This window comes from Bacillus clarus (assembly GCF_000746925.1).
In the GTDB taxonomy this organism is placed as follows: Bacteria; Bacillota; Bacilli; order Bacillales; family Bacillaceae_G; genus Bacillus_A; species Bacillus_A clarus.
The window spans coordinates 500,465-515,247 of sequence record NZ_JMQC01000008.1 but is presented as its reverse complement, the minus strand read 5'-3'; the positions used below and the strand labels follow the sequence as shown (position 1 = coordinate 515,247).

Here is a 14,783-nt window from a genome sequence, read left to right as displayed (position 1 = left end):
TTAATTAGCAAGGATACTTTCAAAGAGGTCCCACCTTCTTCATCTTATTTCGCTAATTATTTTAATTATAAAAATAATGAAAATAATTGTAAATGATTTATAGATAAACTTTAAGTTGGGGTTTTTTTATGAAATTGGATAGAGACAGTGGCGGTCCTTGGTTCTTAAGGATGCGTTTATTTGTCTATCTTAAATCATTCAAGGGATACATGGTGTGGACAATTAAATTCCCATTGCTGAGCAGATACCTTTGCATATCTGCTTTTATTTATGGGCAAAAATACATCTCTATTCACACAATCATAGAGTCCCTAAATTGGGGGAATTTTAATGAGAAATCAGTACGAAAAAGAAGAAGCACTAACAGGAGGGAATGTCTCCAGTGTATATCGTTTTGGGGATACGGTTCGACGAGAATTAAAGCCTGATAGTATTAAAATTCATACATTGCTAAAACACCTTGAAAACAAAGGCTTAAAAGGTGTGCCAAAGTTTCTAGGTATCGATGAAAAAGGAAGAGAGAGTTTCTCCTTTATTAAAGGAGAAACTGGAAATTATCCGTTAAAAAATACATGTGGTCGGATGAGGCTTTAAAAGATATCGCAAAAATGCTTCGTCTCTATCATGATGCGGTGAGTGATTTTCCAATGGAAGAACGTTGGCAGCCAATTGATAACACTCCACAGCCATTTGAGGTGATGTGCCATAATGATTTTGCCATCTATAACATTATTTTTAATCGCGGAAAACCAGTAGGTGTGATTGATTTTGATTTGGCCGCTCCTGGTCCAAGACTTTGGGATATCGCCTATACGCTTTACACTTGCGTTCCTTTAAGTAGGCTTTATCATACGGAAGCAGGCCAAGCCATTTATTATGATTCGTTAAAGGATGCCGAGCGAATCAAACAAAGGGTTAAATTGTTTTTTGATTCCTATGGCATGGAGGGAATAGAAAAAGGGTTTTTAGAAATGGTATTGCTACGAGTAGAAGGATTATGTAAAACCATACAAAGGAAAGCCAAAGAAGGCGATATGGCGTTTCAAAAAATGATCGAAGAAGGACATTATGATCATTATCAAGAGGAACTTCAATTCATTCGCGAACACGGAAAAGAATGGATTTAAGAGAAAAGTCTTGGTGAATTAATGGATTGTAAGTGATTAAAAAGAAATGCCACCCTAAAATGATAAAATACGCTATTCTTTCTGTAGAATCATAGGAAAGGATGGCGTTTTTTATGTCTGTTTCTGTGTCTGACGAATTACAACTGTTTGCTCAAGAGATTCAAAGTTTTTTATCTCCAAATACCTTACAGGATCTTGCTAGAGATGTTGGTTTTGTACAACGAACCAGTAAGTATCAGGAAAAAGATTTAGTAGCTTTATGTGTATGGATGAGTCAAAGTGTAGCTATGACTTCTTTAACCCAGTTATCTAGCTGTTTAGAAGCATCAACAGAAGTGCTCATCAGTCCTGAAGGACTGAATCAACGGTTTAATGAGGCGGCTGTCCAACTTTTACAACGCCTACTAGCCGAACTACTAAACAAAAAAATGGACGCATCTATGCCGATTTCTTCGCCATACACTTCTGTTTTCAAGCGTATTCGTATTTTAGATTCAACTGCATTTCAACTCCCAGATGTATTTTCATCGGTTTATCCAGGTGCAGGAGGATGCAGCCATACAGCTGGAATAAAAATTCAACTTGAGTATGATTTGTTAAGTGGACAGTTCCTACATATTCATACAGGCCCAGGTAAACAACATGATCGTACTTACGGCTCTCTGTGTGCCCCAACTGTGACAGCGAATGATTTATGTATCCGAGATTTAGGTTATTTTCATTAATTCAAATTCTTTATACTCCTATTAAAGTTATATTAAGAAAATAAAGTGCTTTTAAATAATGTAAGCTTGATTGTGATTGGGTAGTTCTTTAAAGTATAGAGGTTTATAACTATTTGATTGTGCTAACAATAAATAAAAGTGAACAGAAACTTTAAAATAGGCGGAAAAAGATGGTGCAGATTAACAAAAATCAGTTATTTGTATTAATTATTTTATTTGAGATTGGAAGCACTACCCTATTTGCTTTAGGTATTGATACTGCAAAGCAAGATGCATGGTTAGCCATTTTGATTGCTTTTTTTGTAGGTTGTGGTTTGTTATGGATCTATACTGATATTCAAAAATATTACTTTGAACAACACTGGGGCGGTATTCTAACTGCGGTACTAGGAAGATGGATTTCAAAACCCGTTATTCTAATGTATGCCTTATATTTTATATACATAGCGTCTTTAAATTTATTTGATTTTGGTATGTCGACTGTTATTACAGTACTTCCAGGAACCCCTATACAAGTTGTACTTGCACTTATGGTAATGTTAATTATTTATATTGTTGTTTTTCTAAATATTGAAGTTTTGTCTCGCACGGCTGAAATTTTAATGCCTGTTTTTTTATTTTTTCTCATAGCGATATATATTTTAGTTATCGTTTCAGGAATTTTTGATTTTAAAAATTTATTACCGGTTTTAGAAAATAAGGCGAAAACGATTATGGGAACAGCCTTGTTTTCAATAGTTAATTTTCCATTTGGTGAGATGGTTGTATTCCTTATGTATTGGCATCATATGAATTCTAAACAAATCATTCGTAAAACATCTTTTCTTGCTTTTGGAATATCAGGTGTATTCATAATCATTTCAAATATTATTATTATTGCTGTGTTAGGTGTTTCGGTAGCAACTATAGCAGATATTCCGTTATTTCATGTGATTCAAAAAATAAATATAGGAAATTTTATTACCAGACTAGATCCTTTAGGGATAGTAATATTATTTATTGGAGGATTTTTCAAAATGGTTCTCCATTTTTATGCAGGGCTGATATTACTACAATCGTTATTTAAGATAGCTCATAATAAGTGGATTATTGTAATAATTTGTATTTCGTTTTGGGGTTTTACATACTTTCACTTTCCAAATGTTGTTTTTCAGAGGTGGGTTGGATTGAAGGTAATGATTCCATATATTCATACAATATTCCAGATTATTATTCCATGCCTAATTTTACTTCTACTAAGAATTAAGTGTAAAAAACAAACGAATCAAAATGAACATGGGCAGTAATCATTTATTTTTAAATAAAATCATGAAAATGTGCCAAATATAAGAGTATAAAACTTAAAGTCAGATAGTCCAAGGATAAAAAATAATGGAGAGAGAATACACATGAATTTTATGAAGAAAATGTTCAAGTTGAAGTTAAAACATTCTATTGTCCAAGAATATAGCGATTTTGAAAATGTACAAAAAAAAGAGAACTTAAAAATAAATCTACAAGAGAATTTAATAAAGGTAAAAGAGACTTTCGGATATAGTACCGATCTTATAGTTAGAGAAATTAGCATTGGAAATAGAGAAAAAGTTAGGATCGGAATTTTATATATAGATGGACTGTCTGATAAAGACTCCATACATAGCTCTATAATGGAGTCTTTAATGTTAGACATAAATAATCAAAAGATGGAAGATGCGACTTCTTCAGGAAATGACATCTTAGAACTATTAGAACAATCGATTCTTACAATAGGTAACATAAAAAAGATAGAACATTTTGAGGATCTAAATACATCTCTTTTATCTGGAAATACTATACTTTTAATTGATGGATATGTTCAAGGTCTTAAAGCAAGTACAGCTGGATGGGAAAATCGTGGAGTGCAAGAACCTACTTCCCAAACTGTAATCCGAGGACCGAAAGATGGATTTTCAGAAAATTTACGTACAAATACAGCCCTTATTAGAAGAAAAATAAAAAGTCCGAACCTTTGGTTGGAAACGATAACCCTTGGCCGTGAAACACAAACTAATATAAGTATTATGTATATGAAAGGGATTGTGAATGATAAAACTGTAGAAGATGTAAAACAACGTTTGGAGTTAATTGATATTGATGGCATATTAGAAAGTGGTTATATCGAGGAACTGATCCAAGATAAAACTTATACACCTTTTCCGACCATATATAATACAGAGCGGCCCGATGTGATTGCGGCAGGTTTGTTAGAAGGACGTATTGCTATTCTTGTAGATGGAACTCCATTTGTCTTATTGGTACCAGCTATATTAATTCAATTTATACAATCAGCAGAAGATTATTATCAACGTTCTGATTTTGGTATTATCCGTATGGTACGCTTGTTAGCGTTTTTTTTAGCCCTCCTTGCACCCTCCATATATATCGCGCTCACTACTTTTCATCAAGAAATGATTCCTACCGCACTTTTAATAAGTGTAGCTGCTCAAAGGGAAGGGGTTCCTTTTCCTGCATTCATTGAAGCTTTGATAATGGAAATAACATTTGAAATTTTAAGAGAAGCTGGTGTAAGAATGCCAAGAGCGGTAGGACAAGCTGTATCCATTGTAGGGGCATTAGTCATAGGTCAAGCTGCTGTTGAAGCTGGAATCGTTTCTGCTGCTATGGTTATTGTTGTTGCAATTACTGCTATTTCTAATTTTGCCATTCCTTCTTATAACTTAGGAATTGCTATACGAATATCACGTTTCGGCTTTATTGTACTTGCTGCTGGGTTTGGATTATTTGGGATAATCTTGGGTATTTTTACTTTAATTCTTCATTTATGTAGTTTACATTCTTTTGATATACCATACATGGCACCTTTAGCACCATTCAACGTTACTGATCAGAAGGATACGATTTTTCGATTTCCTATATGGAAAATGAAAAATCGCCCTAAATTACTGAATCATAAAAATATGAAACATCAGAGTAACATAAGCCGAGACCGATTAAATAAAAAATGGAACAATTGAAAAGAAAGGGCATCTTAGATGAAAAGACAGATTATGATAGTGTTCATTTTTACAGTTCTGCTTACTGGTTGTTGGAGTGGAAAAGAATTAAATGAAATTGCTATTAATTTGGCTGTAGGGATTGATAAAGTGGGAAATCAATATTTAGTTTCTTGTCAAGTTGTTAATCCTGGAGAAGTAGCTAATCTGAAAGGTGGAAGCGGAAGAACGCCAGTGGTATTGTTTCAAGAAAAAGCAAGTACTATAGCTGAGGCAATACGAAAAATCACAACGATTGCTCCCAGAAAGATATATTGGGCTCATATTCGGATGCTTATCATTGATGAAAAAGTGGCTAAAGAAGGGATTCATAAAATATTGGATCTCTTTTTAAGGAGTCACGAAATCCGTTCAGATTTTTATATTGCGATAAGTAAGAGCGTAAAAGCGGAAAATGTATTAAAAGTTTTAACGTCTCTTGATAAAATACCTGCGAATAAAATGTTTGCGTCTTTAAATGTATCTCAAAAATTTTGGGCTCCCACTGTTACTGTCACGATAGATCAATTGGTATCAAATTTAATGAGTGATGGAATTCACCCTGTAGTCACTGGAATAACGATAAAAGGTGACGTGACATCGGGTGAAAAAACAAAAAATATACAACAAATTAAACCGAGTACTAGTATACAATATTCCGAAAGCGGGGTTTTTAAAAAAGATAAGTTAATTGGGTGGTTAAACAAAAATCAAAGTAAAGGTTATAATTATATTATGAATCGCGTAGAAAATACGATTGCTCCGATACCATGCTCGGCAGAAGAAGATGTTGTCGTTGAGGTTATAAAAAGTAACACGAAAGTAAAGGAAATAGTAAAAAATAAAAAGCATATGATTGAAATTGAGTTATATCTAAAAGGTAATATTATAGAAGTACAATGTAAAAATCTTGATTTAACGAACCCAAAAACTATTCATCAATTAGAAAGAGTAGGTGAAAAAAGAGTAGCACAAGTTATAAAAGAAGCATTAAAAGCCGCACAAAAGAAATATGAAGTCGATATATTTGGATTTGGGGAAGTCATCCATCGTGAAAATCCTCAATATTGGAATAAAATCAAGAGTTCCTGGGATCAAAAATTTGTGAACTTGCCAGTAAGTATAAAGGCACACGTTCAACTTAAACATACGGGAAACTATAAAAATTCTTTTTTAAAAGAATTCAAAAAATAACAACTTATATCCTTACAAATCAAAGTCTTCGCCACGCTTCGCACACCTTGAAAGGAGTCAAAACTACGCGTCTTTTTTTAAAACATCGTGAATTTATTTAAAATTCGTATATAGCGTATATACAATGAGGGAATGCAGTACATACAGATCAGTATACAAGTATTCCCTTGCTATATGTATTATGCTATTTTATCATATAGTATATTTAGTGTTTTCCTTATTAATAGTAAATTTAGTTAAATATATATATATTACAATTAAATTGTAATGGTAATTTTTTTGAAATAATAGACTATTTTTTCTTTTATACATGACAATATTTATATATAGAGTTAATCAATTTTAAAGACTCTATAACATTTTATTTTTTGTAGAAAATAGGAGGTGATTTTTATGACTAAAGAAATTTTAGCATTAAAAATGGAGAATGTTTCTGTAGAAGAACTTTCTTTCGAAGAAGCTTAACAAACTGATGGTGGAGTTGGTCCATTTTTAGTAGCAGCAGGTTATGTAACAACTGGAACTAGTCTTGTAGGTATTGGTTATACTGGTGGTAAATGGATTGGAAAGCATGTTTTTTAAAAGAAATAAGAATGCTTTATTAATTAAATAGAAGGTGATTTTTGAGGTGTCTAAGTATCATGTCAAAAATACGGATGAGGTTGCGAATGGTGCAATTGATGTCATGGCGTATTGGAATGAAAAGTTACATCGTTCAAAAAAAATTTTTTATTTTAGGAGAGAAAGACATGGAAGTTTTTGCAGAATATTTAGCGCGTATTGGTAACACGCAACATCGGGACCGAACGGAAGAAGTTTTGGTTTGGGTAACTAAGAAATTCCCAAATTTAATGCCAAAAATTGCGTGGAATCAGCCTGTATTTACCGATCATGGCACATTTATTATTGGCTTTAGCGTAGCCAAACATTATTTGGCTGTTGCCCCTGAAAAGGTAGGGATTAATCATTTTTCTGATGAAATTGTGCAGGCTGGCTACGATTACAACAAGCAGTTTGTACGTATCAAGTGGGATAGTCCGGTTGATTTCTCATTACTTGAGAAAATGATCGAGTTTAATATTTTGGATAAGACAGACTGTTCAACTTTTTGGCGGAAATAAAACAATCGGATTATTAAAGGGGTTCGGTTCAATTAATTTTAATCAAATTTTTACAAAAGTGAAATTTACTTCTAATATAAAATCAGCGTTTGTAGCATGCTTTTGATCAAAGTTTATTACAAACCAACATTTATAAGTCTATACGGATGTATGCATTTTTACATCTGTATAGACTTATTTAATTAATTTTTTATTTGATTTATTCGTATAAGAGAAATTCTATAGTGAAGGATCATTCTGAAAAAATCGGTTGTGAAATTTTTTATAAATGAAATAGTAATTTTAAAAAATTTTTTGTGTTTTAGAAAGAATGTTGGGAATTTGTGTTTAAACAATTTAATTGGATACAACAGCATGATTTAAAAGATTGTGGTCCAGCTCAAAAGGCCTTTGATGCAGCAAAAATCAAGTAAACAGTGAATCTAGTGCTTATCTGTATAGATGAAAAAATATGTAATTTTTACAGAGAGTTAATCCGTAGCATAGTATAATGAAATAAATACATTCGAATACAAAAAATAATAGACGGTTAAATAAAGGAGTAGAAAGATGGAATATGTACTAATATGTGTGATCTTAGCTTTATTAGCTGGAGTGTTTGTGCTGTTTTATAAGAACAAACAGTTAGAATCAGAGAATCAGCAGTTAGAATTTGAAAAGACAAAAGCGATTGAAACGCATCAAAGTGAGATTGCAGCTACGATTACAGAGCATAAAGAACAACAGGATACGTTAAAGAGTATGGAGAAGAAAAAGTACAATGATTTAAAAGTGAGTGCAGCTAGAGAAGTTGAAAATATGCGAATGATGAAGAATCAATTGGCTGTGCAGCATAGTAAGGAACGTAGTGATATGCAAGAGAAACATAGTAATGAAATACATATGTTGCAAAGTTTAATGACAGATTTAAGAGCGTATTCTAAAAACGCTGAAGAAATAAATACACATGAAATATTACATTATATGAAACGAGGGTTTATCCAGCAAGGGCTTGTATTTGCAAATGAACTTCATATCATCCCGAATGTATTTATACGAAATGAGAAGTATAGGGGCGGGAATAAAGTCAATGATAACCGAATTCATCATCTTGTATTATGTACGACAGGTATTTATGTGCTTGAGACAAAAGAATGGAAAGGTCAATTAATTCACGGATTAACGAAGGAGAATGCAGGGATTTATTCATTTATGATTGATGAAATAGGGAAGTATCAACAAGAAGTTGAAAAGGAAGAGACATTTGATTTTATTACAGAGGGTACTTCATTAACTTTAAAAATAGAAAATGAAGGAAATCCAGCGTATAAAGTGAAAAAGCTATCAAAGGTTGTAAATAATTATTTGAAAGAAATCAATCCAGCTATTATAAAAGAAGAAGTGAAGCCAATTTTATATTTCGGCAATGAGATGAGTGAGAGTGGAAAAGAAGTGATTGATCTTTCTAATGAAAAATTCCCAAGGTTAAAGAATAGAGAAGAGCTTGTCACTTATTTTAAAAATGAAAGATTGAAAGGGAACGTGTTATATACAGCACAAGAACTAGAAGAAATAAGAGAAATAATCGAGCGTATGAGTTTAATGACAGTTTAGTAATAGGATAAGGGGTCTTGACTGGTGAAATACAAAAATATGTTATTATGGGGAATATTATATAGTTATATTTGTTTGTATTTTTTAGTATATCTTTCTTTCATTTTCATTATTGATATTAGTCATTTGTCTTATAGTATAATAAGTGTTTTAGCAGTATTAGTACCGTTTATTCTTTTACTCGTTATTCAAAGAATGATTTTATTTTTTTCTATAGAATCTATTAAAGCTCAATACAAGAAAAAATTTGTTCGTATAACGATTGTAGGGTTACTCACTTTACTGTTTTGCACCGTGCAACTAGGAATAAACGAGTATACTTCGAAGTTTCATCCAGATAAATGGTTAGGATATGAAACCGATCGAGTATATATGGTAGATGACCTTTTAAAGAAACACAAGCTAGTAGGTAAGTCTAAAGAGGAAATTATACAATTATTAGGATATCCTACTGAGACGAGGAATTTTGAGAAGGTAACTCACACTTTGTACTATCTTGGGAATGAGAGAGGTTTCATTCCTATAGATAGTGAGTGGCTCGCTTTTCAATTTGATAATGAAGATAGAGTGGTAGACTATAAGTTACAAAAGGATTGAAAAAGTGGAATGAAGTAAAGAAGCTATATATAAATCATAGCTTCTTTTTTATATTCCAATATAGCAAAAGTAGGTAAATAGTAGTCATTCCTATCTATACGAATGACATAGAGTTTGTTATATTGTAAAGGGTTATGTAGTTTAGAAATTTACTAGATAATCTCAAATTATTTAGAGCAAGGGGGCAAGTTAACACGAGGTAATTGTACATAACGTGTTAAACAAGTATGATGAAAAAAGGTTTTTATAATGTTTTAGCAGCATCAATCTTATTACAAATGGTAACGATTCCGACTTCTTCTTTTGCGGAAACGACGGAAAAAACAGTAACAATTTCAACTGAAGAGCAAGCTTTGCAGAGTATCGAAAATCATATGAAAGATGAAGATGGTCGTGGGGAAGATAAAGGTGTACAAAGTGAAACGCAAGGAGATTTTCTTGTACATATAATAAATTCAGCGCCTTTATATGATTCTGCAGATTTACAGAGAGTAACGGGTGTTGAGCTGTCAAATCAAGTAGTAAAAGCAGAAAAACGAAAAGGAAATGCTTACTATATTCAAACTTCATCTGGAGCTGGATGGATACAAAATAGTGAAGGGAATATAGAGGTCAAAGAAATTTATGATTTATCAAATCAAAATCTAGTAATCAGTGAAGAGACAGCTACCTATTCTTCACCATTCAATTCATATAAAGAAGAGAATGTATTACAACCCCAAACAATTAAGGTAATTGGACAAGCTGGGGAGTGGTTTCAAGTTCAAGTAGGTGAGGAAACGAAATGGATTCATTCACCCTCTGCAAAATTTAAAGGTACAAAGGCATCTCTTATTCAAAGTGAAGCGCCAACTCGTAAAAAACGTGAAGCGGTTATGTATGCAGCACCTTCAGTAGAAAACACAACAGATATTTATGGTGTACCATTAAAAGAAATGATTGTACCGAAAGGGAATGATAGTATTCGCCCAGGTTATGCAATGAATCCGAAATATATTACAATCCATGAAACGGATAATTATAGTGTAGGTGCAAATGCAAAAAATCATGCGCAATACTTATATAATCAAGCAACAGGAACGACAGATCGTTCAGCGTCTTGGCATTTCACAGTAGATGATAAAGAGATTTATCAGCACCTTCCGTTAGACGAAAATGGCTGGCATGCTGGAGATGGAACGAACGGAACTGGTAATAGAGAATCGATTGCGATTGAAATTGCAGTAAATCAAGATGGTGATTATAATAAAGCTGTAGAAAATGCTCGTAAACTAGCAGCTTATTTAATGGGAGAATTAAATATCCCTTTAGAAAATGTGAGGAAGCATCAATTTTGGAGTGGGAAAAACTGCCCAGCAATTATGATTAAGAATAATGCATGGGATGCATTCTTACAAGGAACAAAGGGCTACTATGACGCCCATCATAAAGATGATATTACAGGCGGTTGGTATGAAGCTGATATTCGTGAATTAAGTAAAAGAGGAATTATGGTTGGAGATGGTAACGGATCGTATTGGCCAGATCGTCTTGTAACACGTGGTGAATTTGCAAACTTAATTTCAAGATCATTACAATTACCAGATGGAAAATCAAATTTCTCAGATTTAGGTACAGCGCATCCATCGTTAGTAGATGGTATTAATCGTGCAGCGAGTGCTGGGATTATAAATGGGAGAGGAAATGGTATTTTTGCTCCGAATGATACAATTAAACGTGATGAAGCTGTTATTATGATTGATCGTGCGTTGCAGTATAAAAATATTAAAGGGAATTTAGTAGAATTACCATTCTCTGATCAAGACCTAGCTTATGATAAACAAGCTGTTCAGCGTGTTTATGGATTAGGGATTGTAAAAGGTAATGAAAAGAACGAATTTTTACCAAAAAGTTCGGCAACGCGTGGAGAATCAGCAGCATTTATAAATAGAATGTTAAAAGTAATAGAGAGCAATTAATAAAAAAACATTCGCGTTAGCGAATGTTTTTTTATTTTTCAATATGTAACAGCAAGGAGATGGATGTTTTGTCTGGAATAAGGAATGAAAACGGAGGTGATGAATATATTTAGATGCATTGGGGGATTTTTTATAACTTCACATCTTGGTGTAACGCTTGGATGTTTGTGAAAAGAACGAGAATGAAAAGGAGGTAAGACGGTGAGAAAAATACCGACTGAGGTCCTGAGTAAGGAATTGATGGAAAGAGACGGTGTTATATCTATTACAGTGAAGGAATTTGAAAAAATCGAAGTAGCAGGGATAGTCGTCTCTGGACCAGCTGTTATTTTAATTAATCAAGATTAGATGGGTACATATGACGAATATAGAAAATAGTAAAAAGCATCCTGCTCGGATGCTTTTTATTTGTGTGGAAATAGAGACATAGTAGATAATGGGGTATTGGAGGGGAAATATATATGGCTATTATTATAACAATGTTATTAATGGGTATTTTATTAGGTTTTGTTGGAGCGGGTGGAGCAGGATTTATCATTGCAATACTTACTCTCATATTTCATATTCCAATTCATATTGCTTTGGCGACATCATTAACTGCTATGGCATTTACAACGTTATCTGGAGTAGTAAGTCATTTTCGAGAAGGAAATGTTGTATTGAAAATTGGTGGGATAGTTGGTGGGTTTGGTGCACTTGGCTCATATATTGGTTCTAAATTCGGCTCGTTAATTCCAGCACATCTTTTGCATTGGTTTACAGCGGGTATGCTATTTTTATCAGCAATCTTTATGTTTATTCGCTTAATGGTGCATCAAAATAAGCAATGGTTATCTACAAACATACGAAAAGATTTTTCTAAAACTGTATTATGTAAGTGCATATTTCTTGGATTAGTCACGGGAGGATTAGCTGGTGCATTTGGGATTGGTTCAGCTCCTTTTATTCAACTAGGATTAATGGTGTTGTTAGGTTTAACTATTGGACAGTCTGTAGGAACTACAATGCTCGTTATTTTACCAATTGCAATTGGTGGTGGGCTGGGCTATTGCTCGGAAGGATATTTGAATTATATGTTATTAGTACAAGTTTTAATGGGAACAATGCTAGGAGCATACATAGGTGCAAAGTATACAAATCATGCACCCCGTGTGGTTTTAAAGTTTTCAATGATTATGACGCCGATTTTAGCCGGGTGTATGCTGTTAATAGAGTAAGGAGAATATATAGAAAACTATTAATATATTTTACGAATGAATTATGTAAGTAATTCATATTTCTAATATAAAAGGATTTACTATAATATAATGAATGTAACGTTCGAGTATTCGAAGTATTACTTGAATTATATCCCTATCCCTTTTCTAAAAATGCGAACAAGTTTTGCCCTATTCTATTCAATATTTAATTGTATAGAAATATAGTGTTCGATGACCATTATGGAACGTACATAATGGGAAAATCCCGATCCTTAAAGAGGATGCCCCTAATCTTCATGTGAAAATATGATCGGATAAGAAAGCTGACCAATGTATGGTCAGCTTTCTTTTTGTTGTAAAATTAAATCCTCTTTAATTTCTGTTTGTAATAATAAGGTTTTCCCGAAGCGACGTTTACATTCAGCTCGTACTTTTTGAATTGCCAGTAGCTGAGAAGTGGCAGACACTGTGACAGTTGCTTGCCGAGGTTTTCGATTTTCTTCACAAAAGACACATTCCACAACATATTTAGAAATCATATTTTCATCCTTCCACTTTGAATTTCTAAGAAGGGACTGTCCATGAAGTTGATGTAATCATTCGTCATCGTTTTCCTTTTTCCCTCTATTTTCAAGGAGAAAATCAGAAAAAGAAGAATCTTAGTATAGGGAGGAGATATGATGAAAAGATGGATTGGTACCGCGGCTATATGCATAAATAAAAAGAATGAAATCTTAATGGTACTGCAGGGAAAAGAAGATGAGGAGAAGCGGTGGTCTGTACCAAGTGGAGGGAAAGAAGAAGGGGAAACGCTTGAGGAGTACTGTGTTAGAGAAGTATGGGAAGAAACGGGTTATCATGTGGAAGTTGTAGACAAAATATATGAAAAGAAAGGTATAACGTATGGAGTACCAGTTCATGTACATTATTATTTTGTGAAGCAAATAGGTGGTAATATGAATATACAAGATTCTGATGAATTTATTCATGAAATAGACTGGAAAAGAATGGATGAGATTAAAGCGCTTCTATTAGCATTTCCTGAAGAGTATGAGCTGTTATGTAAATACATAAATGTAGAGAAAAAATAAAAAGCAAGTGCATAAACATTTGCTTTTTTTAGTGTAACCAAGATAGGAACAACGGAACGATAACTAAACTTGCTCCAGCTGTTAAAAGCATTGATAAACTTGCGATTGTACCTTCAACAGGGCCAATTTCAAATGCTTTTGATGTACCTGTACCGTTAGCGCTAGTTCCTAACATAATTCCTTTCGCAATTGCTGTTTTAATACGGCATATGCGAATGAGAGAGGGACCAAGGAGTGCGCCTGTTAATGCTGTTAAGACAACGAAGACCGCTGTTAGTTGTGACATACCACCTATCATTTCTGATATAGCCATTGCGATTGGTGTTGTTACGATATGTGGCGCTAAACTTTGTTCTAATGATGAGTCGATTTGAAAAGCTTGCGCTAGTAACGCGGAAGTAATGACGGATAGAAAAGAACCGACAATGACATTAATTAAAATGGCAGTTCCATGTTTTTTTAATAAATCAAAGTATTTATAGATTGGCCATGCGAAAGCAACTGTTGCTGGTTTTAATAATTCTGTTAACCAATGACCACCGGATTCGTAGGTTTCATAAGGGGTATCTAATCCGAGTAATAAAGCAATTAAAATAATCGGACAAACAAGAAGCGGAGAAAGTATACTCCAATTCCAGCGTATATACAATTTTTTAGATATCCAATATGTGAATAGTGTTAATAGTAAACAAAGAAAGCCGATCATTGTGCTGATCCTTTCCGCTTTAATAGCAATTCTGTTAAAAGCCCTGTTACGAGTGTGACACAAAGGGTACTAATCATAATAATTAAAATGAGATCGATTCCATATTGTGATAGTGTATCTTTGTAACGAATGACAGCGACAGCAGAAGGGATAAAAAATAAAATAAGTTCTTTTAATAAAAAGTCTGAGCCGTCTTGTATCCATTCTTTTTTCACTAGGTTAAATTTTAATGAAATTAATAATAGAAAAATACCAATTATACTTCCTGGAACTGGGAGGTGTGCCTGTTTTGCAATCCATTCACCTGTCCAAGCGAAACAAAATAACAATAAAATTTGTCCGCTTAACTTCCACCATTTCATACAGTAAACACCTCTTTCTTTTTTTACATAAAAACTGTAAAAAGAATTAACAATTTCTACTATACTTTCATTCAAAATATTTGTCTAATATATAAATTG

General features: G+C 33.2%; 13 protein-coding genes and 2 pseudogenes. 12 read left to right on the top strand and 3 right to left on the bottom strand.

All coding sequences use genetic code 11. The features are described from left to right. Nucleotides 1-330 precede the first annotated feature (330 nt). The 11 genes and pseudogenes from DJ93_RS03355 (at nt 331) to DJ93_RS03305 (ending at nt 12,543) form a co-directional block, all read left to right on the top strand. Nucleotides 331-1,127: pseudogene (locus tag DJ93_RS03355) on the top strand (aminoglycoside phosphotransferase family protein). Nucleotides 1,128-1,240: 113 nt separating this feature from the next. Further along, nucleotides 1,241-1,849: pseudogene (locus DJ93_RS03350) on the top strand (IS4 family transposase); the annotation flags it as partial. A 176-nt stretch (nt 1,850-2,025) separates the two neighbouring features. After that, nucleotides 2,026-3,138 carry a GerAB/ArcD/ProY family transporter gene (locus tag DJ93_RS03345; protein WP_042984120.1) on the top strand — a complete coding sequence of 371 codons (1,113 nt, stop codon included), beginning with the start codon at nt 2,026-2,028 and terminating at the stop codon, nt 3,136-3,138. 102 nt (nt 3,139-3,240) lie between these two features. Further along, nucleotides 3,241-4,845, top strand: a complete 1,605-nt coding sequence (locus DJ93_RS03340) for a spore germination protein (protein ID WP_042979187.1) — start codon at nt 3,241-3,243, stop codon at nt 4,843-4,845. Between the two features lie 18 nt (nt 4,846-4,863). Beyond that, nucleotides 4,864-6,057 (top strand): Ger(x)C family spore germination protein, encoded by a 1,194-nt coding sequence (locus DJ93_RS03335; RefSeq protein WP_042979186.1) that lies wholly within the window; start codon nt 4,864-4,866, stop codon nt 6,055-6,057. Nucleotides 6,058-6,806: 749 nt separating this feature from the next. Then, nucleotides 6,807-7,178 (top strand): iron chaperone, encoded by a 372-nt coding sequence (locus DJ93_RS03330; protein ID WP_042984119.1) that lies wholly within the window; start codon nt 6,807-6,809, stop codon nt 7,176-7,178. 549 nt (nt 7,179-7,727) lie between these two features. Then, nucleotides 7,728-8,771 (top strand): nuclease-related domain-containing protein, encoded by a 1,044-nt coding sequence (locus tag DJ93_RS03325; protein ID WP_042979185.1) that lies wholly within the window; start codon nt 7,728-7,730, stop codon nt 8,769-8,771. A 21-nt stretch (nt 8,772-8,792) separates the two neighbouring features. Beyond that, on the top strand, nt 8,793-9,368 hold the full coding sequence (locus DJ93_RS03320) for a hypothetical protein (RefSeq protein ID WP_042979184.1): 576 nt from the start codon (nt 8,793-8,795) through the stop codon (nt 9,366-9,368). 230 nt (nt 9,369-9,598) lie between these two features. Then, complete coding sequence (locus tag DJ93_RS03315; protein ID WP_042984118.1) at nt 9,599-11,326, top strand: S-layer homology domain-containing protein; 1,728 nt, start codon at nt 9,599-9,601, stop codon at nt 11,324-11,326. Nucleotides 11,327-11,527: 201 nt separating this feature from the next. Next, on the top strand, nt 11,528-11,674 hold the full coding sequence (locus DJ93_RS03310) for a BC1881 family protein (RefSeq protein ID WP_042979183.1): 147 nt from the start codon (nt 11,528-11,530) through the stop codon (nt 11,672-11,674). A 113-nt stretch (nt 11,675-11,787) separates the two neighbouring features. After that, nucleotides 11,788-12,543 (top strand): sulfite exporter TauE/SafE family protein, encoded by a 756-nt coding sequence (locus tag DJ93_RS03305; protein WP_042979182.1) that lies wholly within the window; start codon nt 11,788-11,790, stop codon nt 12,541-12,543. Nucleotides 12,544-12,863: 320 nt separating this feature from the next. Here the strand turns inward: DJ93_RS03305 and DJ93_RS03300 are convergent, their stop codons facing one another. Beyond that, complete coding sequence (locus DJ93_RS03300; protein WP_042979181.1) at nt 12,864-13,064, bottom strand: DUF3903 domain-containing protein; 201 nt, start codon at nt 13,062-13,064, stop codon at nt 12,864-12,866. A gap of 141 nt (nt 13,065-13,205) precedes the next feature. Here DJ93_RS03300 and DJ93_RS03295 point away from each other — a divergent pair, with 141 nt between their 5' ends. Next, complete coding sequence (locus DJ93_RS03295) at nt 13,206-13,616, top strand: NUDIX hydrolase (protein WP_042979180.1); 411 nt, start codon at nt 13,206-13,208, stop codon at nt 13,614-13,616. A gap of 28 nt (nt 13,617-13,644) precedes the next feature. On the opposite strand, the gene DJ93_RS03290 is transcribed toward DJ93_RS03295, so the two are convergent. Together DJ93_RS03290 and DJ93_RS03285 are read right to left on the bottom strand one after the other, a co-directional pair. Then, the gene (locus DJ93_RS03290; protein WP_042979179.1) at nt 13,645-14,322 is read right to left on the bottom strand and encodes an LrgB family protein; all 678 of its coding nucleotides are present in this window, start codon (nt 14,320-14,322) and stop codon (nt 13,645-13,647) included. Continuing rightward, a complete protein-coding gene (locus DJ93_RS03285; protein ID WP_042979178.1) occupies nt 14,319-14,684 on the bottom strand; it encodes a CidA/LrgA family holin-like protein in 366 nt (121 codons plus the stop codon). The genes DJ93_RS03290 and DJ93_RS03285 overlap by 4 nt, the downstream gene beginning before the upstream one ends. Between the last annotated feature and the right edge of the window lie 99 nt (nt 14,685-14,783).

Bases quoted from the DNA above. Each gene is read 5' to 3' on its own strand.
- DJ93_RS03295 (WP_042979180.1), top strand. From the start codon at position 13,206: ATGAAAAGATGGATTGGTACCGCGGCTATATGCATAAATAAAAAGAAT.
- DJ93_RS03335 (WP_042979186.1), top strand. From the start codon at position 4,864: ATGAAAAGACAGATTATGATAGTGTTCATTTTTACAGTTCTGCTTACT.
- DJ93_RS03315 (WP_042984118.1), top strand. From the start codon at position 9,599: ATGAAAAAAGGTTTTTATAATGTTTTAGCAGCATCAATCTTATTACAA.
- DJ93_RS03325 (WP_042979185.1), top strand. From the start codon at position 7,728: ATGGAATATGTACTAATATGTGTGATCTTAGCTTTATTAGCTGGAGTG.
- DJ93_RS03300 (WP_042979181.1), bottom strand. From the start codon at position 13,064: ATGATTTCTAAATATGTTGTGGAATGTGTCTTTTGTGAAGAAAATCGA.
- DJ93_RS03305 (WP_042979182.1), top strand. From the start codon at position 11,788: ATGGCTATTATTATAACAATGTTATTAATGGGTATTTTATTAGGTTTT.
- DJ93_RS03290 (WP_042979179.1), bottom strand. From the start codon at position 14,322: ATGATCGGCTTTCTTTGTTTACTATTAACACTATTCACATATTGGATA.
- DJ93_RS03285 (WP_042979178.1), bottom strand. From the start codon at position 14,684: ATGAAATGGTGGAAGTTAAGCGGACAAATTTTATTGTTATTTTGTTTC.
- DJ93_RS03330 (WP_042984119.1), top strand. From the start codon at position 6,807: ATGGAAGTTTTTGCAGAATATTTAGCGCGTATTGGTAACACGCAACAT.
- DJ93_RS03340 (WP_042979187.1), top strand. From the start codon at position 3,241: ATGAATTTTATGAAGAAAATGTTCAAGTTGAAGTTAAAACATTCTATT.